Source organism: Thiohalocapsa halophila (assembly GCF_016583825.1).
In the GTDB taxonomy this organism is placed as follows: Bacteria; Pseudomonadota; Gammaproteobacteria; order Chromatiales; family Chromatiaceae; genus Thiohalocapsa; species Thiohalocapsa halophila.
Genome location: NZ_NRRV01000038.1, coordinates 1 through 19725, shown reverse-complemented (window position 1 = coordinate 19725; position 19725 = coordinate 1). Strand labels below are relative to the sequence as shown.

General features: G+C 68.4%; 13 protein-coding genes. 4 read left to right on the top strand and 9 right to left on the bottom strand.

Annotation, left to right across the window (positions count from 1 at the left end):
- Positions 1–44: 44 nt before the first annotated feature.
- The 6 genes from glpK to hrcA form a co-directional block, all read right to left on the bottom strand.
- Positions 45–1556 carry a glycerol kinase GlpK gene (glpK, locus tag CKO31_RS15335; protein ID WP_200239204.1) on the bottom strand — a complete coding sequence of 504 codons (1512 nt, stop codon included), beginning with the start codon at positions 1554–1556 and terminating at the stop codon, positions 45–47.
- A 509-nt stretch (positions 1557–2065) separates the two neighbouring features.
- Positions 2066–3199 (bottom strand): molecular chaperone DnaJ, encoded by a 1134-nt coding sequence (gene dnaJ / locus CKO31_RS15330; protein WP_200239202.1) that lies wholly within the window; start codon positions 3197–3199, stop codon positions 2066–2068.
- A gap of 220 nt (positions 3200–3419) precedes the next feature.
- Complete coding sequence (gene dnaK / locus CKO31_RS15325) at positions 3420–5369, bottom strand: molecular chaperone DnaK (RefSeq protein WP_200239199.1); 1950 nt, start codon at positions 5367–5369, stop codon at positions 3420–3422.
- A 60-nt stretch (positions 5370–5429) separates the two neighbouring features.
- Positions 5430–5594, bottom strand: a complete 165-nt coding sequence (locus CKO31_RS15320; protein WP_200239197.1) for a hypothetical protein — start codon at positions 5592–5594, stop codon at positions 5430–5432.
- Positions 5595–5598: 4 nt separating this feature from the next.
- A complete protein-coding gene (gene grpE / locus CKO31_RS15315; RefSeq protein WP_200239196.1) occupies positions 5599–6264 on the bottom strand; it encodes a nucleotide exchange factor GrpE in 666 nt (221 codons plus the stop codon).
- Positions 6265–6717: 453 nt separating this feature from the next.
- On the bottom strand, positions 6718–7803 hold the full coding sequence (gene hrcA / locus CKO31_RS15310) for a heat-inducible transcriptional repressor HrcA (RefSeq protein ID WP_200239194.1): 1086 nt from the start codon (positions 7801–7803) through the stop codon (positions 6718–6720).
- 175 nt (positions 7804–7978) lie between these two features.
- On the opposite strand from hrcA, the gene CKO31_RS15305 reads away from it, so the two are divergent.
- From CKO31_RS15305 to CKO31_RS15290, 4 genes are all read left to right on the top strand, one after another.
- Positions 7979–8179, top strand: a complete 201-nt coding sequence (locus tag CKO31_RS15305; RefSeq protein WP_200239192.1) for a hypothetical protein — start codon at positions 7979–7981, stop codon at positions 8177–8179.
- Between the two features lie 7 nt (positions 8180–8186).
- A complete protein-coding gene (locus CKO31_RS15300; protein WP_200239190.1) occupies positions 8187–9080 on the top strand; it encodes an NAD(+) kinase in 894 nt (297 codons plus the stop codon).
- A gap of 69 nt (positions 9081–9149) precedes the next feature.
- The gene (gene recN, locus CKO31_RS15295) at positions 9150–10817 is read left to right on the top strand and encodes a DNA repair protein RecN (RefSeq protein ID WP_200239188.1); all 1668 of its coding nucleotides are present in this window, start codon (positions 9150–9152) and stop codon (positions 10815–10817) included.
- Between the two features lie 377 nt (positions 10818–11194).
- Positions 11195–12622 carry a hypothetical protein gene (locus tag CKO31_RS15290; protein WP_200239185.1) on the top strand — a complete coding sequence of 476 codons (1428 nt, stop codon included), beginning with the start codon at positions 11195–11197 and terminating at the stop codon, positions 12620–12622.
- 48 nt (positions 12623–12670) lie between these two features.
- Here CKO31_RS15290 and CKO31_RS15285 read toward each other — a convergent pair whose 3' ends face one another.
- The 3 genes from CKO31_RS15285 to CKO31_RS15275 all read right to left on the bottom strand — a co-directional run bounded on the left by CKO31_RS15285 (position 12671) and on the right by CKO31_RS15275 (position 19443).
- The gene (locus tag CKO31_RS15285; RefSeq protein WP_200239183.1) at positions 12671–16129 is read right to left on the bottom strand and encodes a response regulator; all 3459 of its coding nucleotides are present in this window, start codon (positions 16127–16129) and stop codon (positions 12671–12673) included.
- A 46-nt stretch (positions 16130–16175) separates the two neighbouring features.
- On the bottom strand, positions 16176–17330 hold the full coding sequence (locus CKO31_RS15280; RefSeq protein ID WP_200239181.1) for an FIST signal transduction protein: 1155 nt from the start codon (positions 17328–17330) through the stop codon (positions 16176–16178).
- A 304-nt stretch (positions 17331–17634) separates the two neighbouring features.
- Entirely contained in the window at positions 17635–19443 is a 1809-nt protein-coding gene (locus CKO31_RS15275) for an ABCB family ABC transporter ATP-binding protein/permease (RefSeq protein ID WP_200239179.1), read from the bottom strand.
- Positions 19444–19725 lie beyond the last annotated feature (282 nt).

The following is a 19725-nucleotide window of genomic DNA, read 5'->3' as shown; positions in this document are numbered from 1 at the left end:
CGCCCCGCGTCGCGGCAGGGATGCCGCTCCCACTGGGACGGGGACTACTCATCGTCCAGCGCCCAGCCCTTGGCCAAGTCCACGGCCTTGTGCCAGCGCCGATACAGGCGCTCACGCTGGTCCGCGTCCATGCGCGGGCGGTAACGGTTGTCCAGCGCCCACTTCTCGGCGATCTCCGCCTTGCTCTCCCAGAAGCCCACGGCCAGACCTGCGAGATAGGCAGAGCCGAGCGCCGTGGTCTCGACGATGCGCGGGACCTCCACCTCGACACCGAGGATGTCCGCCTGGAACTGCATCAGCACACTGTTCACCGAGGCGCCGCCGTCGCAGCGCAGCTCCTTCAAGGTGATACCGGAGTCGCGCTGCATCGCATCGATGACGTCCCGGGTTTGGTAGGCCATGCTCTCCAGGACGGCGCGGGCCACATGGCCCTTGCCGGTGCCGCGGGTGATGCCGATGAGCATGCCGCGGGCGTAGGGGTCCCAGTGCGGTGCACCCAGCCCCACCAACGCCGGCACGAAATAGACGCCCTCGTTGTGTGGCACGCCGCGGGCGAGCTCGCGAGTCTCGGCGGCATTGCCGATGACGCCGAGCCCATCGCGCAGCCATTGCACCGCAGAGCCGGTGACGAAGATGGCCCCCTCCAGGGCATATTGCACCGGCTCGTCGCCGACGCCCCAGGCGATGGTGGTGAGCAGGCGCTCGTTGCTGGCGACCGCGTCCGCGCCCGTATTCATGAGCACGAAGGAGCCCGTCCCATAGGTGTTCTTGGCCATGCCGGGGCTATGACAGGCCTGGCCGAACAGCGCCGCCTGCTGATCGCCGGCGATGCCGGCCACCGGGATGCCACGAGTGCCGAAGAACATCTGCGGATTGGTCTCGCCGTAGACGGTCGACGACGGGCGCACCGCCGGCAGCATCGCCGCGGGGATGTCGAACAGCGCCAGCAGCTCGGCATCCCAGGTCAGCTCCCGGATGTTGTAGAGGAGGGTGCGGGAGGCGTTGGAGTAATCGGTCACATGGGCGTTGCCGCCGGTGAGCTGGTACACCAGCCAGGAATCGATGGTGCCGAAGCAGACCTCCCCGCGTGTAGCCCGCTCCCGCAGGCCCGGGGTATTGTCCAACAGCCACTTGAGCTTGGTACCGGAGAAGTAGGGGTCGACGACGAGCCCGGTCTTGGCGCGGACCATGTCCTCGACGCCCTCGGCCTTCAGCTGGTCGCAGTAGCGCGCTGTCCGGCGGTCCTGCCAAACGATGGCGCGGCCCACGGGCTTACCCGTCGCCTTGTCCCAGACCACCACGGTCTCGCGCTGGTTGGTGATGCCGATGGCGGCGAACTCGTCCGGCTGGATACCCGCCGCGCGCAGCGCGTCGGCGACAACCTTCATGGACACCAGCACGATTTCCTCGGCATCGTGCTCCACCCAGCCCGGCCGCGGATAGTGCTGCGTAAACTCGGAGTAGGCGCGGCCACGCACCTGCCCCGCATGGTCGAAGACCAGCACCGTCGTGCCGGTGGTGCCCTGGTCGATGGACAGGACGTAGCCTGATTGCATGCTTATCCTCCTCCGCCCGCGTTAACGGAGCCAGTGGTTTTTTTCGGCAGTCTTGTTTTTGTGCGCGTCCAGATGCGAGGCCGTGTGCGCCACTCATCCGCATCCGCCCCATCAGCGGCGTGCACGGGCGTGCTTCCCTCCGGGTACTAGCGAGGAGGTGCCCGAGCGGGCGCTATGGCTGGCAACGCATCATGCTAGCGATGCGTCGGCGCTGGCATGCTCCGCCTTTGCTGTCCCAAACGTCAATAGCCTGTGACGTTCAGACCAGCAGACGCTTCGCCGCATCCGACGCGGGCGCCGTCGATGCGGGTCGGTACAAATGTTTGCCCGACCTCGGGTGTTGTTCGGTGAAGGGGGAGCCAAGCGAATGGGCGGGGTCGGCAGGACGCAAGCGCTGCGAGTTGCCGGCGGGATGCCAGCCATTTCAGCAGCGCTCGGGCTCGGTGCAGGCAGCCATCCTGGAGCCCAAAGCCAAAAAGACGATAAGGCGCAGAGGGACCTGCTCCTTGTCAGAGCCCCATCTTCTCGAAAAAGCTCTTGACGCCGTCGAGCCAGCTGGTGGAGTGCGGGCTGTGGTGCTTGCCGCCGTGGGCCAGGGTCTCGTCCAGCTCGCGCAGCAGCTCCTTCTGGCGCTCGGTGAGGTTCACCGGGGTCTCGACCACGACGCGGCAGATGAGGTCGCCCACCGGGCCACCGCGCACGGGCTTCACGCCCTTGCCACGCATGCGGAACATCTTGCCGGTCTGGGTGCCCGCCGGGACCTTGAGCACGACCTTGCCGCTCAGGGTGGGCACTTCCATCTCGCCGCCCAGGGCCGCGGTGGCGAAGCTGATTGGCACCTCGCAGAAGAGGTGGCTCTCCTCGCGGGTGAAGATGGGGTGCTCCTGCACCATCACCTGTACATAGAGATCCCCTGGCGGGCCGCCCTGCTCGCCGGGCTCGCCCTCCCCCGCCAGGCGGATACGATCGCCCGTGTCGACGCCAGGCGGCACCTTGACGCTCAGGGTCTTCTCCTCGCGCAGCCGGCCGCTGCCGCGGCAGTGCTTGCAGGGATCATCGATGACGCTGCCGGTACCGCGGCAGGCGGGGCAGGTCTGTTGAATGGAGAAGAAGCCCTGCTGCATGCGCACCTGGCCGTGCCCATGGCAGGTGCTGCACTCCTTGGGCTTGGTGCCGGGCTTGGCGCCGCTGCCGCCGCAGTAGTGGCACTCCACCGTGGTGGGGATCTTGATGCTGACGTCCTTGCCCGCGACAGCCTCTTCCAGGGTCAGCGACAGCTCGTAGCGCAGATCCGTGCCGCGGTGGGTGCGCCGACCGCCGGCGCGCCCGCCGAAGATGTCGCCGAAGACATCGCCGAAGATGTCCGAGAAGCCGCCGGCGCCAAAGTCACTTGGGCCGCCACCGCCGAAGCCGCCCTGCCCGCTGACGCCGGCGTGGCCGAACTGGTCGTAGGCGGAGCGCTTGCGGGGGTCGCTGAGGACGTCGTGAGCCTCTTTGGCTTCCTTGAACTTGGCAAGCGATTCGGCGTCGTCCGGATTGCGGTCCGGGTGGTACTTCATCGCCAGGCGGCGGAAGGACTTTTTGATGTCCTGCTCGCTGGCGTTGCGGCTCAAGCCGAGGACTTCGTAGTAATCGCGGGGCATCGGCGGGGTCCGGGGAACTGCGGTGTGATTTGGGTCTGGGCGCTCTGGCATGCTCTGTGAATGCGCGTCATGCATCCACCGAGCGACGGCTTTGCTGGTCTCGCCGTGGCGTTTCCGGCGTCCATGATCGCGTCATCGGCCGCCGGCCGGGCAGAAACGATCAAGACGCGTGAGCCTGCGCCCACGCGTCTCCCGTCCCGGCTTTGCAGCACGAGCGCGCTTACTTTTTGTCGTCGTCCTTGACCTCTTCGAACTCGGCGTCCACGACATCGTCGCCGCCGCCGCTCTCGCCGCCGCCAGCGGCGCCCGCGCCTCCGGCCGACCCGGCGCCGGCTTCGGGGCCGCCCTGGCTCTGAGCGTAGAGGCGCTCGGCCATCTTGGCGGAGGCATCGCCAAGCTCCTTGGTCAGGGACTCGATGCGCTCCTTGTCCTCGCCCTGCATGGCCTCTTCGAGCTCCTTGATAGCGGACTCGATCTTGTCCTTCTCGCCGGGCTCCAGCTTGTCCTCGCCGAGCTGCTCCAGGGACTTGCGGGTGGCGTGGATCATGCTGTCCGCTTGGTTGCGGGCGCCGACCAGCTCGTGGAACTTCTTGTCGTCTTCGGCGTGGGCCTCGGCGTCCTTCACCATGCGATCGATCTCGTCGTCCGACAGACCGGAGCTGGCCTTGATGACGATGGACTGCTCCTTGCCGGTGGCCTTGTCCTTGGCGGAGACGTTCAGGATGCCGTTGGCGTCGATGTCGAACTTGACCTCGATCTGCGGCACGCCGCGCGGTGCCGGCGGGATGTCCGCCAGGTCGAAGCGCCCGAGGGACTTGTTGTCCATGGCCCGCTCGCGCTCGCCCTGGAGCACGTGCACCGTCACCGCCGTCTGGTTGTCGTCGGCGGTGGAGAACACCTGGCTCGCGCTGGTGGGGATGGTGGTGTTCTTCTCGATGAGCTTGGTCATGACGCCGCCCAGGGTCTCGATGCCCAACGACAGCGGGGTGACGTCCAGCAGCAGCACGTCCTTGACGCCGCCGCCGAGCACGCCGCCCTGGATGGCGGCGCCCACGGCCACAGCCTCGTCCGGATTCACGTCCTTGCGCGGGGACTTACCGAAGAACTCCTCGACCTTCTCCTGCACCTTGGGCATGCGGGTCTGGCCGCCCACCAGGATGACCTCGTTGATCTCGCCGGCACCGACGCCGGCGTCCTTGAGCGCCGTGCGGCAGGGCGCGATGGTGCGGTCGATGAGATCCTCCACCAGCGATTCCAGCTTGGCCCGGGTCAGCTTGACGTTCAGGTGCTTCGGCCCCGTCTGGTCCGCGGTGATGTAGGGCAGATTGATGTCCGTCTGCTGGCTGGCGGAGAGCTCGATCTTGGCCTTCTCGGCGGCCTCCTTCAGGCGCTGCAGCGCCAGCGGGTCGTTGCGCAGATCGAAGCCCTGCTCCTTCTTGAACACCTCCACCAGGTGGTCGATGACGCGCAGGTCGAAGTCCTCGCCGCCGAGGAAGGTGTCGCCGTTGGTGGAGAGCACCTCGAACTGGTGCTCGCCCTCGATCTCGGCGATCTCGATGATGGAGATGTCGAAGGTGCCGCCGCCCAGGTCATAGACGGCGATTTTCTGATCGCCGCGCTTCTTGTCCATGCCGTAGGCGAGCGCCGCCGCCGTGGGCTCGTTGATGATGCGCTTGACCTCGAGCCCAGCGATGCGCCCGGCGTCTTTCGTGGCCTGGCGCTGGGAATCGTTGAAGTAGGCCGGCACCGTGATGACGGCCTCGGTGACGGTCTCGCCCAGGTAGTCCTCGGCGGTCTTCTTCATCTTCTGAAGGACCTTCGCCGAGACCTCCGGCGGGGCCATCTTCTTGCCGTTCACCTCTACCCAGGCGTCGCCGTTGTCGGCCTTGACGATGTTGTAGGGCACCATCTCCTTGTCCTTGGAGACGATGTGATCCTCGTGGCGGCGGCCGATGAGGCGCTTGATGGCGAACAGCGTGTTGTTCGGGTTGGTGACCGCCTGGCGCTTGGCGGACTGGCCCACCAGCACCTCGCCGTCGTTGCTGTAGGCGACGATGCTGGGTGTGGTGCGATCACCCTCGGCGTTCTCGATGACCTTGGGCTTGTCGCCTTCCATTACGGCGACACAGGAGTTGGTGGTGCCTAGGTCGATGCCGATGATCTTTCCCATGGTGTCTCTCCAAAATCTGCAATGTGGTGAATCTGGGTTGTGCCCCCTCGGCACGCGCCGTCAGAGGCCGAAACTGCGAGGGAGGTTGGGCAAAACCTTGAAATTCTCAAGCCTACTGCGCCCCGCAGCCGGTGCGTCCCGGAGCCGTCTGAGCCAGATCAGATCCGGGATCACGTCCTGGATCAGGTCCCGGATCAGCTCCGGGATCAGATCCGGGTCGGGCACCGGCTTAGGCCTCCGAGGAGACCATCACCAGCGCCGGGCGCACCAGCCGGCCGTTCAGCGTGTAGCCGGTCTGGATGACGTTGGTGACGGTGTTCGCCGGCAGGTCCGAGCGCGGCTGCATGGACATGGCCTGGTGGTAGTCCGGGTTGAAGGGCTGGCCCTCTGGGTAGATGCGCTCGACGCCGAACTTGCTCATGGTGTCGCTCAGCAGCTTGAGCGTCAGCTCCGTGCCCTCCCGCAGCTTGGCGACGTCGGCATCGGGCTCCTGCGCCGCGGCGTAGCCGAGCTCCAGGCTGTCGCGCACCTGCAGCAGCTCTTTGATGAAGCCCTCCAGGGCGAACTTGTGCGCGTTCTCCAGCTCCTTCGCCTGGCGGCGGCTCATGTTCTCCATCTCGGCGCGGGTGCGCAGCAGCTGGTCGTGCGCCTGGTCCGCCTTGGCGCGGGCGTCTTCCAGCAGCATGGTGAGCTGTGTGGGGTCGGCCGCGGGCTCACTGTCTACAGGCGGGTCACCCGCTGCACCGCCCACGGGCTGCTCTGCGCCAAGGTCGCCCGGCGCGGCGCCGGCTTGCTGCTGCCCGCCGGCGGCTTCCTCGGGCGTGGGCTCGTCGGCGGGCCGTGCCGCCGTTGCGTCGGTCTCGTCGTCGGGTTGGCGATCTCGCTCCGGGCTCATGGTGTCTTCTCCAGGGACTGCCTCTCGTAGGCATGCCTCTCCAGCGTGTGAATGTCTGTGCGCGACGGCGCGGCCCGGCTGGGATCACCACTGCCGCTGGCTCGGCGCTGTCGCGCGCGCCGGCGTCCGATGAGCCGGCTGTTGGCGGCGCGCGCCGAGACGGTGTTCGGCGCGGCCGCAGGATGTTGTGTCGTAGCGCCCGTGGTGTGGCCGCGGGCGGGCTCTGGGGCGAATGGCACTAACTTAAGCGGCGTCTTCATAAAAACAGTCACTTAGCGAAGCGCTTGGCCTGCAACCCGAACAGCTCCAGGCCGTCCGACATGCGAAGACCGCCCGCTTGTGCCGCAGGAGAGCTTGGATCGTCGTATCGTATTCAACGTAAGTGTCTGATTCATATCGCGGACTGGCTTAAGTTAGCGCCATTCGGCTCTGGGGCTTTTTCTCCGGGCCGATTTAAGGGCGCCTTAGGGCCGCCGCGAGCAGTTTGGCGGTCACGTCCACCACCGGAATCACCCGCTGGTAGTCCATGCGCGTGGGGCCGATGACACCGAGCACGCCGAGGATCTGGTCCTCGACCCGGTAAGTGGTCGTCACCAAGCTGCAATCGTCGAGCAGCTCGAAGCCTGACTCCTGGCCGATGAAGATCTGCACGCCGTCGGCCTCGATACAGCGGTCGAGCAGATCCAATATCTGGCGTTTCTCCGTGAAGGCCTGGAACAACGACTTCAAGCGCTCCATGTTCGCCAGCTCTTCGAACTCCAGCAGATTGGTCTGCCCGGCGATGAGCACGTCGTCTTCGTGCTCGGCGCCTTCCACCACCCGCTGGGCCATTTCCATCGCCCGCATCATGAGCGCATCCATGTGCTGGTGCGTCTGCTTCAGGTCCTCCAGCAGGCGTCGGCGCACCTCGCGCATGTCGAGCCCAGAGAACATCTCCGTCAGGTAGTTCGACGCCTGTTGCAAGTGCGATGCCGAGCACTCCTGCTCGGTGTGGATGATCCGATTGTGGACCTCGCCGTCGGCGGTGACCAAGATCGCAAGGACTCGCGTGCCGGAGAGCTTCAGGAGCTCGATCTGATGAAAGACCTCGCGCTCGTGCCGCGGCACCATCACCAGGCCGGCAAGATGCGTCACACCGGAGAGCAGGCGCGAGGCGGATTCGATCAGCGCCTTGGACTCGCCGCCGGGCTCGAAGCCCGAGCGCATCTTGTCCACCAGCGAATGATCCATGGGCGAGACGGTGAGCAGACTGTCGACGAACAGCCGGTAGCCGGACACCGTCGGTATGCGCCCGGCGGAGGTGTGCGGCGAGGCCACGAGCCCCAGCTCCTCGAGGTCCGACATGACGTTGCGCACGGTGGCCGGGCTCAGGTCCAGCCCGGCGTCGCGCGCGAGGGTGCGCGAGCCCACCGGCTGACCGTCGCGAATGTGGCGCTCGATGAGGGCCTTCAGGAAGTGCAGCGCGCGCTCGCTGATCTGTCCCCCGCCAGACAGCGTAAACTTGGTGTCGCCGGTATGCGATTGACTGCTGTTGGCCATGGGACTGCAACATTATAGAAAGAAGGCCGACGGACCCAAGGCTGGTGCCGGGCATCCATCGCCGGCATGCCACCACCCACAGCGGTCGCTGCGGGCCCGCCGCCGGCGGCGACGCAGGCTTAGCACTCCACATCTGCGAGTGCTAACACTGTCAATCTAGGGCGAGCCCCGCCGGGTGTCAACCGCGGACAAGGGGTACACCAAGCCGAACGAGCCGGTCCAGGCGCAGCAACACACGCCCGCTCGGCTGTCGCCGCCGCCGGGCGCGGGCCTTTGTTGGCGCGCCCGCGAGCCCGTGCTACCGTCCGTGATCAAGGCGATGCAGACACCGCCCGAGCACCCGACCCCGCTGCCGCAGCGCGTGGCCGCCCAGTGACCGAGACATGAGCCAATTCCGAGTCGCCGGCATCATCGGCAAGCAACACCAGGACCCGCAGCTGGCCGGCACCATCGCCCGGCTCGCGGCGCATCTGCGCTGGCGGGGCCTGTCGGTGCGCTTCGACCCGGAGTCGGCGGCCGTCGCCGGCGATGCCGTGGGCGGGGATGCGGGCGCTGCCCTGAGCATCCCGGCGCTCGGTGCCGCCTGTGACCTCATCATCGTCGTCGGCGGCGACGGCACCCTGCTGCACGCCGCCCGGGAGCTGGCACCGGCGGACGTGCCCCTGCTCGGCATCAACCTCGGGCGCCTCGGCTTCCTGGTGGACATCTCGCCGGACCACCTGGAAGAGCGCCTGGACCAGATCCTAAACGGCGAGCACCACGCCGACGCCCGCGCCATGCTGGAGGTGCACACCGACGGCACCAGCGGCCGCGCCGTCAACGACATCGTTGTGCACAAGTGGAACAGTGTGCGCATGATCGAGCTGGAGACCTGGATCGACGGCGTCTTCGTCAACGCCCAGCGCTCCGACGGCGTCATCGTCTCCACCCCCACCGGCTCCACCGCCTATGCCCTCTCCGGAGGCGGCCCGTTGGTGCACCCCGGCCTGGATGCCCTGCTGCTGGTGCCCATCTGCCCGCATACGCTGAGCAACCGTCCGCTGGTCATCGGCGGCGACAGCCAGATCGAGCTTCGCATCCGCGACTACGAGCACGAGCAGGTACGCCTCACCTGCGATGGCCAGATCAACCTGCCGCTGGCGGAGGGTCGGGCAATCTACATCCGCCGCAGTCCGCACCGGCTGAAATTGCTCCACCCGCGCGGCTATGATCACTACAGCATCCTGCGCGCCAAGCTCGGCTGGGCCAGCGAGCGCCGGGCGGACGGCGCCTGCTGATGCATCGCAGCCGGCGGCGCCACCCCGGCCACCGGCAACCGCAGCCCCCTCGGGACCGATCCACCGGCCATGCTTACACACATCGCCATTCGGGATCTCGTCATCGTCAGCCGCCTGGAGCTGACGCTCACCGGCGGCATGACCGCGCTCACCGGCGAGACCGGCGCCGGCAAGTCCATCCTCATCGACGCCCTCGGCCTGGCGCTGGGCGAGAAGGCCGACGCCGACATGATCCGCAGCGGCTGTGAGCGCGCCGAGGTGAGCGCCGGCTTCGACGTGGCGCAGTGCCCGGAGGCGCGCGACTGGCTCGCCGAGCAGGCCCTCGACGACGGCGAGGAGTGCGTCATCCGCCGCGTGCTGGTGCGCCAAGGGCGCGCCCGTGCCTTCATCAACGGTCGCTCCGCCAGCGGCGCCCAGCTGCGCGCGCTGGGGGACCTGCTGGTAGACATCCACGGCCAGCACGCCCACCAGTCCCTGCTGCGCCCGGCGGCCCAGCGCGCGCTGCTGGACGCCTACGGCGGCCAAAGCGAGCAGGCGGCGGCGGTGGCCGAGCTCTACCGGCGCTGGCGGGAGCTGGACACCCGCCTCGCCGAGCTCACCGCCGCCCGTACCCAGCGCGCCGAGCGCATGGACCTGCTGCGCTTCCAGGTCGAAGAGCTGGCGGAGCTCGGCCTCGCCGACGGCGAGCTGGAGGCGCTGGACGCCGAGCAGCACCGCCTCGCCAACCTCGGCCGGCTCCAGGGCACCGCCGCGGCGCTGGTGGAGCTGCTCTACGAGGGCGAGGGCGCCCTGCGCGATCAGCTCGGGCGCGCCGGCGCGGAGCTCGCGGGTCTTAGCGACATCGACGCACGCCTGAGCGAGCCCCGCGAGCTCATCGACAGCGCCACAGTGCAGGTGGAGGAAGCGGCCTCGGCCCTGCGCCAGTACCTGGACCACCTCGACATGGACCCGGGCCGGCTCGCCGAGGTGGAAGAGCGCCTCGGGCGCATCCACGACCTCGCGCGCAAGTACCGCATCCAGCCGGCGCAGCTCGCCGACACCCTCGCGGAGCGGCAGGCGGAGCTCGACGCCCTGGAGCAGGACGACAAGACCCTGGGCACCCTGCAGGCGGACCGGGATGCGGCCCTGAGCACCCTGTTAGAGGCCGCGCGGCGCCTAAGCGAGGCGCGCCGCAGCGCCGCCCAGCGCCTCGGCGCGGCGGTCACCGGCTTCATGCAGGAGCTCGGCATGGGCGGCGGGCAGTTCGCGGTGGCCGTGGAGACGGCCGGCGACGACCAAGTCGGCGCCCAGGGCCTGGACGCCGTCGCCTTCCAAGTCAGCGCCAACCCCGGCCAGCCGCTGCAGCCGCTGGCCAAGGTGGCCTCCGGCGGCGAGCTCTCGCGCATTAGCCTCGCCATCCAGGTGGCCACCGCGGAGCTCGGCCGCATCCCCACGCTGGTGTTCGACGAGGTGGACGTGGGCATCGGCGGCGGCGTGGCGGAGATCGTCGGCCGCCTGCTGCGCCGCCTAGGCGAGGCCCGCCAGGCGCTCTGCGTCACCCACCTGCCGCAGGTGGCGGCCCAGGCCCACCAGCAGCTGAAGGTGCAGAAGCAGGCCGTCGACGGCCAGACCTACACCGACATCGCCCCCCTCGCCGACGATGCCCGGGTGGATGAGATCGCCCGCATGCTCGGCGGCACCGAGATCACTGCCACCACCCGCGCCCACGCGGCAGAGATGCTGCACGGGGCGGGCTAAACTAGAGAGGCACCCCGCCGCCATGCCCGCGGTGCCGAGCTCCGTCGCGGCGGGGACGCCGCTCCCACGAAAAACCTGCGGACAGTGTACGCAGGCCCAAGGCGTCTAAAACTCGGGGACAGTGTATGTAGCTCCAAGGCGCCGACAGCTCATCGGCCGCGCACAGCGCCCTGGAGTCATCCGTATCTCGCGGCCCCGGCTGCGCTCGCTGCTTGCCCACAGCATGATCTCGGCTATCCTGCCTTGGCGCCGAACGCCGGTGCCGGCGGCGACCTCGAGGCGCCAGAGGTGCTCCATACACCGCCCCGCAGTCAATCCGTATAACGTCACCGTGTTTCCTCTTTTTGGTTGCCGTGCTTCGGAACAGTCAGTCGCGGGTGGATGCAGCGCAGGCAGGCGATGCCGGTCTGCGGCATACCTTGGATGTGGGCCTCTGGCTCATCGGAGCGGCCTATCTGGTGGCGGCGCTGGTGGGGCTGCCCCTATTCGGCGACGGCGCGTACTACTACTTCAAGCTGGCAACGGACGTCGACCTGCTGCTGCCGAACCTGCGCGTCACGGCGGTGCTGCCGCAGTTGCCGGCATGGCTCGCGGCCAGCCTGGGTCTGGATGCCGTGGCAGTGCGTCACGCCTTCAGCCTGAGCTATCAGGCCCTGCCCTGGCTGTCGCTGCTGGCCTGCTGGCTCGTGGTGCGCCGGCGTTGGCCCGCGCTGATGGTGTTTCCGCTGCTGGCCGCGCTGGCCAATCTGATCAACTTCTCCGGCGTCTCCGAGCTGCTGAGCAGCCTCTACCTCACCTGGCCCCTGGCGCTGGCCATGGCGCTGGCGCCAGAGCGTCCTTGGGTGCGAGCCTATGCACTGGCGGCCGGGCCGCTGCTGCTGGGGCTGCATCCCATGGCCTTCGTGCCCGCCTTCGCGCTGGCGGCGGGCGCCGCGGTCATTGCCTGGCAGACGCCGGCACAGCGCCGCACATGGCGCCGGCTGGGCCTCTGGCTGGCGGGCTTCGGGGCGTTGCGACTGCTGTGGACGCTGCTCGGCGCCAACGCCTACGAGCGCGGCAACCTGACGCCGGGCGGGCTGGCTTGGTACCTGCTCACGGAGACACCGGGACAGCATGTCCTGCTGGCGACGGTGGTGCTGGCGGGGCTCCTGGCGGGCTGGGTCCTGTGGCGCCGTGCGCGGGGCAGCCATGCGGCACCCGTAGCGGCGGCGCTGGCAGCCCTGTGCCTGCTGGTGCTGGCGGCGGCGCTGGCGGTGGCGGCGGAGCTGCTGTTCGGCCACGGCATCAAGCTCAAGGCGGCGCTGGTCTTCGTCGCCGAGCTGGGCCTGATGACCCTCGCCTTCGCCCTCATCCGGCTCACCGCACCGAGCGCCGCCGCGTCGAGCCCGGCGACCTCCGCAGCGTTGCCGCGTGGCCCGCTGCGCTGGCTCGTGGCGGCCATGATGGTGCTGATCCTGGCCAAGTCCGCGGCCTGGTGGACGGCCACACACAACCTCAAGACCGTCATCGCCGCCACCGCTGCCGACTGCATCGCCTTCGCTCCCGAGACCCCCTATGGCCTGCAGTGGCCCTGGATGCAGGTCATCGACGACTGGGCGACGCCGATGAACGCCCTCGCCTTTCGGCCGCGGGTGCCAACCGCCGCCGGCGGCGTCGCACCGGTGCCGCTGCTGCTGCCCTATGACGGCTGTACCGTGCTGGCGCGCACCGGGAAGGCCCACCTGACTTCCTGGCTCGTACGGGACTTCGCGACCCTGGAGGCGGTCTTCGGGCCGCTGCGCTACCCGGGCACCGATCCGCGTTAGGACCAGCAAAGGGTGATCGCGCGCGCCGGCCGGAGCCGGCAACCGGCATCAATAAGCGGCGACGGCGTCCTCGCCCTGCGGCGCGGCGTCGGGCAGCTCGCCGATGTCGGCGAGCAGGCGCCGATGCACCGGCCAGAGTCGTGCCATGATCAAGGGCGCCCCGGCGAGATCTCCGGCGCGGGCCTTGTGCTCCAGCGTCTGCGCCAATGCCTGCGCCGGCTCGGCGCCGACGTTGCCGACGCTGCCCTTGAGCGCATGTGCCGCGGTGAATACCGCCTCGGCGTCGCCGGCATCCACACCCGCCTGCAGGCTCTGCATCAGCTCGGTGGTCTTGTGGGCGAGCAGCTCAAGAAACCGCGCGAAGCCGTCTTCCAGGAGCTCTTGCAGGCTCGACAGCACATCCGGGTCCACCACGATGGCATCGGCATCCGCCTGCGCCGCCGGCTCGCCCGCCGGCGGCGGTGCCGCAGCGTCGGACACCGCGAGCCAGCGCTCAAGACAGGCGCGCAGCTCGGCCAGCTTGAGGGGCTTGGCGAGATGGTCGTCCATGCCTGCCGCGATGCAGCGCTCGCGGTCCCCGGCCATGGCATTGGCGGTGAGCGCGATGATGATCGGGCAGGCAATCGGCTCGCGGTGCGCGCTGGAGTCTTGACGAGTCCGACGGCGCAGCTCCGCGGTGGCCTGGAAGCCGTCCATGTTCGGCATTTGACAGTCCATCAGGATGAAGTCGTAGGCGCGCTCGCCGACCATGCGAACCGCCTGCGCACCGTCCTCTGCCAGGTCCGCCTGGACCCCCAGGCGCTGCAGCATGCTCATCGCCACCCGCTGGTTGACGGCGTTGTCCTCCGCCAGCAGGACACGTGCCGCCAGCGGCCGCGGCGGCTCGGGCTCGCTGGCGTTGCTCTGCTGCGGCGAGGCGCCCCCGGGGCCGACCGCGGACACTGGGACCGGGCCGGCGATACTCACCAGTGCGTCATGCAGATGGGATTGGCGAATGGGCTTGGCGATGGCGTAGCGGATGCCCTCCGCGCGAATCTCCGGGTCGCTGTGCCCCATGGAGCTGAGCATCATCAGCCCGATGTCGGCAATCTCGGCCTCGGACTTGATGCGGCGTGCCAGCGCCAAGCCATCGAGACGCGGCATTTGCATGTCCAGCAGCGCGATATCGAAGGGATTGCCGGCATGCGCAGCGGCCCGGAGCCTTTTCAGCGCCTCGAAACCGTCCGGCGCGGTGACGCAGGCGATGCCCCAGCTTTTCAGGTAGTGGGCGACGATGGCGCGGTTGGTGGCGTTGTCGTCCACGGCGAGAACGCGCAGGTGCTGGAGATGGGTCTCGTCGGCCGCCGGAGCCGGGATCGCGCGCTGGCGCTCGAACGGCACCGTGAACCAGAACATCGATCCCTGTCCGTAGACGCTGTCGACGCCGATCTCGCCGCCCATAAGCTCCACCAGCTGCTTGCAGATGGCGAGCCCGAGCCCGGTGCCGCCAAAGCGGCGGGTCGTTCCCGCATCCGCTTGGACGAAGGGCATGAACAGCCGCTCCGACTGCTCCGGGGTCATGCCGATGCCCGTATCCTGCACCTCGAAGTGCAGGTGCGCCCGGTCGCTGCGGGCATCGGTCACCGGCAGGATGCGCAGCACCACCTCGCCCTGCTCGGTGAACTTCACCGCATTGCCGACCAGGTTGTTGAGGACCTGTCGCAGGCGCGTGGGGTCGCCCACAACACAGGTTTGGGTCTCGATCGGGATGTAGCAGGCGAGCTCCAGCTGCTCGCTCTGCGCCCGCGCCGACAGCAGCGTGGTGACATCCTCCGCGACTAGGCGCACATCGAACGGAATGTGCTCGAGGTCGAGCTTGCCGGCTTCGATCTTGGAGAAATCCAGCACGTCGTTGATGACGGTGAGCAGGCCCTCGGCAGAGCCCAGCGCGGTCTCGACGAAGCCCTGCTGCTCGGTGTCGAGCCCGGTCTGCGAGAGCATCTCCAGCATGCCCAGCACGCCGTTCATGGGCGTGCGGATCTCGTGGCTCATGTTGGCCAGGAAGCGCGACTTGGCCGCCACCGCCTCCATGGCCGCACTGCGCGCCCGGTCCAGCTCCTGTTTGGCATGATCGTCGGCAACGGCGACCCCGATCATCCCCGCCACCAGCGACAGCATCGACACCTGGGCACGCGTCAGCGCCGACTCGGCCCGACCGCCGAGCCAGGCGCCGCCGCGCACTCGTCCAGCCTGGACGATGGGCAACAGCAGTCCCTCCAGGGCCGGTAGATACAGGGGTTGGAAGCCCTCGCACTCGTGTGCTGCGAGGGCTGCGGGCAAATCCGCCGGCGTCTCGCCTTGGCGCAGCAGCTCTGCCGGCGTATCGCCGTCTTGCAGGTGCACCACCAGCGCGGCGCCGTTCAGATTGAGGCCGTCGAGGTCCTGCAGCGCGGCAACCACCGCGCGCAGCCGTCGATCCAGGGCGCCGCTGCCTTGCAGGATGCCCGCGATGCGCGCCCGCAGCTCCGCGGCCCGCATCTCCCGAGCCTGCTCCTGCTCCCGTGCCACGTCCGCGGAGACGTCCCGCTGCACCGCCACGAAGCCCCAGGGGTCGCCGCCGCCGTCGCGCAGCGGGGCGATGGTGGTCTGCGCCCAATAGGCCGTCGCGTCGTCGCCGTCGTGCCGACGGTTCAGCAGACGTCCTGCCCACACCTCGCCGGCGGTGATGGTGCGCCAGAGATCACGATAGACGGACTCGGGTGTGCTGCCGTCGGCGAGCACGCTCGGGCGTCGGCCAATGGCGGCATCGGCGCTGAGGCCTGTAATGCGCGTGAACGCTGGATTCACGTACTCGATGACGCCATCGAGACTGGTGACATAGATGGCATCGGCACTCGCCTCGACGGCCGCCGCGAGGCGCCGGCGCGAGGTTTCCGCGTCCACCAGGGCGCTGATGTCGCTGAACATCAGCGCACAGCCCGTGACCTCGCCGCTCTGAACGATGGGATACAGGAGCATCGACACCGGCAGGCGCTCGTCGTCGTAGGTGTGCAAGGTTGCACGCCGATCGCGCAGCTCCTCCCCGGCGCGCACCCGCGCCAATATGGCAGCCAGCGTCCGGTCCGTGACCGCCTCGCCATTGGCGGGTGTGAAGCGGTACAGGATGGGCTCCCCCGCCATGGAGCCGCGCGCGCCCAGCAGCCCCTGTGCTGCCGGATTCATGCTCACCAGCGCCCCCGTCACGTCCAGGGTGCAGAAGCCGTCTCTGAACCCGTTGATGATGGCCCACAGCTTGTCGCGCTCGCGCGCGATCTCGGACTCGGAGGAGCAGCGCAGATCATCGTAGAGCGACTGCATCTCGCGCGAGGAGACATCCAGCGCGCGCTCCAGCAGGTACCGGTCCTTCTCGTGCGCCACATAGGTCTCGTCGATGCGATCGAGCAGCGCGCACCAGGCGCTCGGGTCTGCGGGCACCGCGTCACGGCCGAGTCCGCAGCGGTGCAGTTGGCGTTGCAGCAATCTGTTCATGTCGGTGCACTCACAGCGACTTCTCCGCCGACCGATGGGGCCGGACTCAGCGCTCGTGTATGGTCGTCATGGTCATGCTCTGGTTGTGCAGGTCACAGACGCCGCTGGCGTAGGGCGAGAGCTCACCATAGGAATAAAAGCCCACCTGGAGGGTGCCCGCCGGCAAGGCGTCCAGCGTCGCCTCCACCTCGTCCTCGGCTCGGGCGCCGAGCACCATGCGGCGGCCGACGCAGCTGATGGCGACCGCCAGCGTGGCAGCGCCGTCGGCGCCGCGGTTGCGGGTCATCAGCGCCGCCGCCTCGGCACCGTCCACCAGGTGGTCGAAGCTCGCGCGCATGAGCCGGGCGAGCCCGCCCATGGGGATATCGCCGGCAAAGGTCATGGACTCGGACGCCTCGTCCACGCCGATGATGGTGCGTACCAGGCGCTTGTGGTCGCCGTCGTCGGCGCGCAACGCCAGCGGAAAGCGCAATCCCGTTGCAGGCAGGCCCTCGGCCATCTCGCCCAAGTACTCCTTGTAGAGGCGCAGCGCCGGGCGGCCATCCAGCTCGTAGAGCACATTGCCCTCGGCCCAGGTGACGCGCCGCTCGGGCCCGAAAATGTCCCAACCCCCTCGCGAGCCGTGGCCCATATGCACCCGCGCCCCGTAGAAGCCGACAGCGCTCACACGCCCCGCAACGGGGCGGCCGTGGTGCAGCACCCATGTGCGGCGGAAGCGATCGCCGTCGCCGGCGAGCCCGCCGGTGACGATCACACGCCCCTGAAAGATGTCATTGAAGCCGTCCACCAGCCGGCTGGCGTTGACGCTAAGGCCATCGGACAGCACCAGCACTCCGCGCAGCTCGCCGGCGGCCGTGGCACGAACAGCCAATCGCCGAGCCAGGGCGGCACCGGCGGCATACGAGTCGCTGCTCGCCGACAGCGCCAAGGTCTCGATTGCGAGCCGCGTCTGCGCGAACCGAGCCACGGCCACCGCCAGGCCGCGCTCGGACACCGTCGGCCCCAGGATCTCGCCGGCGGAAGAGCAGCCCGCCAGCACGGACCGCGGATAGGCGCGCCGCAGCGCCTCCAAGGGCTCGGGATCGTCCAGATACTCGCTGTCGCCGAAGGCCAATACCAGCGTCTGATCGCTGTCGAGCGCCGGGAGCTCGGCCCGTGACCAGCCCTGCGCCGCGGTGTAAGCGAGCCCCTGTACGTCCATTGCCGCCTCTCGTCGTTATCCTGTCTGCGCTGGCCCCGAGTAAGGCTCGGGACCGCTGCCTAGTTAGCATAGGGCGGGCGCGGGCACGGCATCCGGACACGCATCGCACAACGCGCAATCGCCGGCGCCGCTTGCCTGCGACGAGCGCTAAGCGCGCCGGCGCCGGCTGCAAGGCCGTGCAGGTCAGGACGGCAGCGGGGCCTTGGGTCCGGTCGGTCGCTGCGGGGCCGCGGCGGCCTCGGCGCGCAATGCGAGGCTCATTGCACGCGTGCCCGCACGCGAATCGGCCTTGCCACGCCGGCGGCTACGGCCGCTCGACACCCGCCTCTTCCCGCTCGCGCTGCTGCAGCTCCCACATGGCGGCATAGACGCCGGCGTCGGCGAGAAGCTTGGAATGGCTGCCGTGCTCGACGATGCGCCCGGCGTCCATGACCAGAATCCGGTCGGCGTCGACGATGGTGGACAGGCGGTGGGCGATGGCGAGCGTGGTGTGGTGCTCGGCCACCTCCGCCAGGGTCTGCTGGATGGCCTGCTCGGTCTGGCTGTCCAGCGAGGAGGTGGCCTCGTCGAAGACCATCATGCGCGGGCGTTTGAGGATGGCCCGGGCGATGGCGACGCGCTGCTTCTCGCCGCCGGAGAGCTTGAGGCCGCGCTCGCCGACGATGGTGTCCCAGCCCTCCGGCAGGCCCTCGATGAACTTGCGGATGTGGGCCAGATCGGCGGCCTGCTCCAGCTCCTCGAAGCGCGCCTCCGGGCGGCCGTAGGCGAGGTTGTAGCGGATGCTGTCGTTGAACAGCACGGTGTCCTGCGGGACGATGCCGATGCCTGCGCGCAGGCTCTCTTGGGTGACCGCACGGATGTCCTGGTCGTCGATCAGGATGCGCCCGCCGGAGACGTCGTAGGAGCGAAACAGCAGCCGCGCCAGGGTGGACTTGCCGGCGCCACTGTGGCCCACCACGGCGACCTTCTCCCCCGGCTCCACCCGGAAGTCCACGTCGCGCAGGATGGCCCGGTCGGGTGTGTAGTGGAAATCCACGTGCTCGAAGCGCACGGCGCCGCGGCTGAGCTTGAGCGCCGGCGCATCGGGCTCGTCTTCGATCTCCGGCTCGCGCTCCAGCAGCTTGAACACCAGGTCCATGTCCGCCAGCGCATACTTGATCTGGCGGTAGACGATGCCGAGGAAGCCCAACGGGATGAACAGCTGAAGCATGAAGGCGTTCACCAGCACCAGATCGCCGATGCTCATGCTGCCGTCCACGACGCCCTGCGCCGCGAAGAACATGATCACGGTGACGCCGAGCGCGATAATGCTGCCCTGGCCGAAGTTCAAAAGTGACATGGAGCTCTGGCTCTTGACGGCGTACTCCTCCCACTCGCTTAAGGTCCCGTCGTAGCGCTCCAGCTCCATCTTCTCGTTGCCGAAGTACTTGACCGTCTCGTAGTTGAGCAGGCTGTCGAAGGCCTGGGTGTTGGCCTGGCTGTCGAGCACGTTCATGCGCCGGCGGTAATCCATGCGCCACTCGGTGATCGCGAAGGTAAAGCCGACGTAGATCACCACGGTGCCAAAGATCACCAGGGTGAAGACGAGGGCGTACTTGGTCAGCAGCACAGCGGCCACCAGCGTGAACTCCACCAACACCGGGATCACGCTGAATACCAGATAATTCATGATGGTGGACACCGAGCGCGTGCCCCGCTCCAGGTCCCGGCTCACGGCACCGCTCTGGCGCTCCAGGTGGTAGCGCAGCGAGAGCTTGTGCAGGTGCTCGAGCACCCGGGTAGAGAGCCGCCGCATGGCCCGGTAGCGCACCCGCGCGAAGATCACGTCCCGCAGCTCATTGAACAGCGAGCCGGCCAATTTGAGCAAGCCGTAGGCCAGCAATAGGGATACCGGCAGCACCAGCATCTGCGCCTCGGCGTTCTCAAAGGCATCCACGATGTCCTTGAGCACGATGGGCACACCGACATTGGCGAACTTCGCCAGCACCAGGCAGCCCAGCGCCAGCGCCGCGCGCCCGCGGAACTCCCATAGGAAGGGCACCATGCTGCGCAGGTTGTGCCAATCGCGGCGGTCGTTGTGGATGGCTTCGGTGGCGAAAATGCGGTTGACCATAGGGACGGCTGGCTCGGACGGCTGGCTAGGGGATCAGAGTAACGAGTTTCTGGGGGCGAGGGGCTAGGAGCGAGGGGCTAGGTGCTAGGTCGGGGCAAGCTGCGCCTAGTCCCCAGCGCACCACTGCCAGAGCACCATCGGGAAAGTCGCGAGCCCGCCCCGGGTACGCCGACTCCAGTCGGCACCCCGAGGCAGGCGGACTTCAGTCCGCCTGTCGCACATGATCGCCTGGCCTCAGAGTTTTCGCAGCGCTGCAACAGCCCCTAGCCCCTAGCCCCTAGC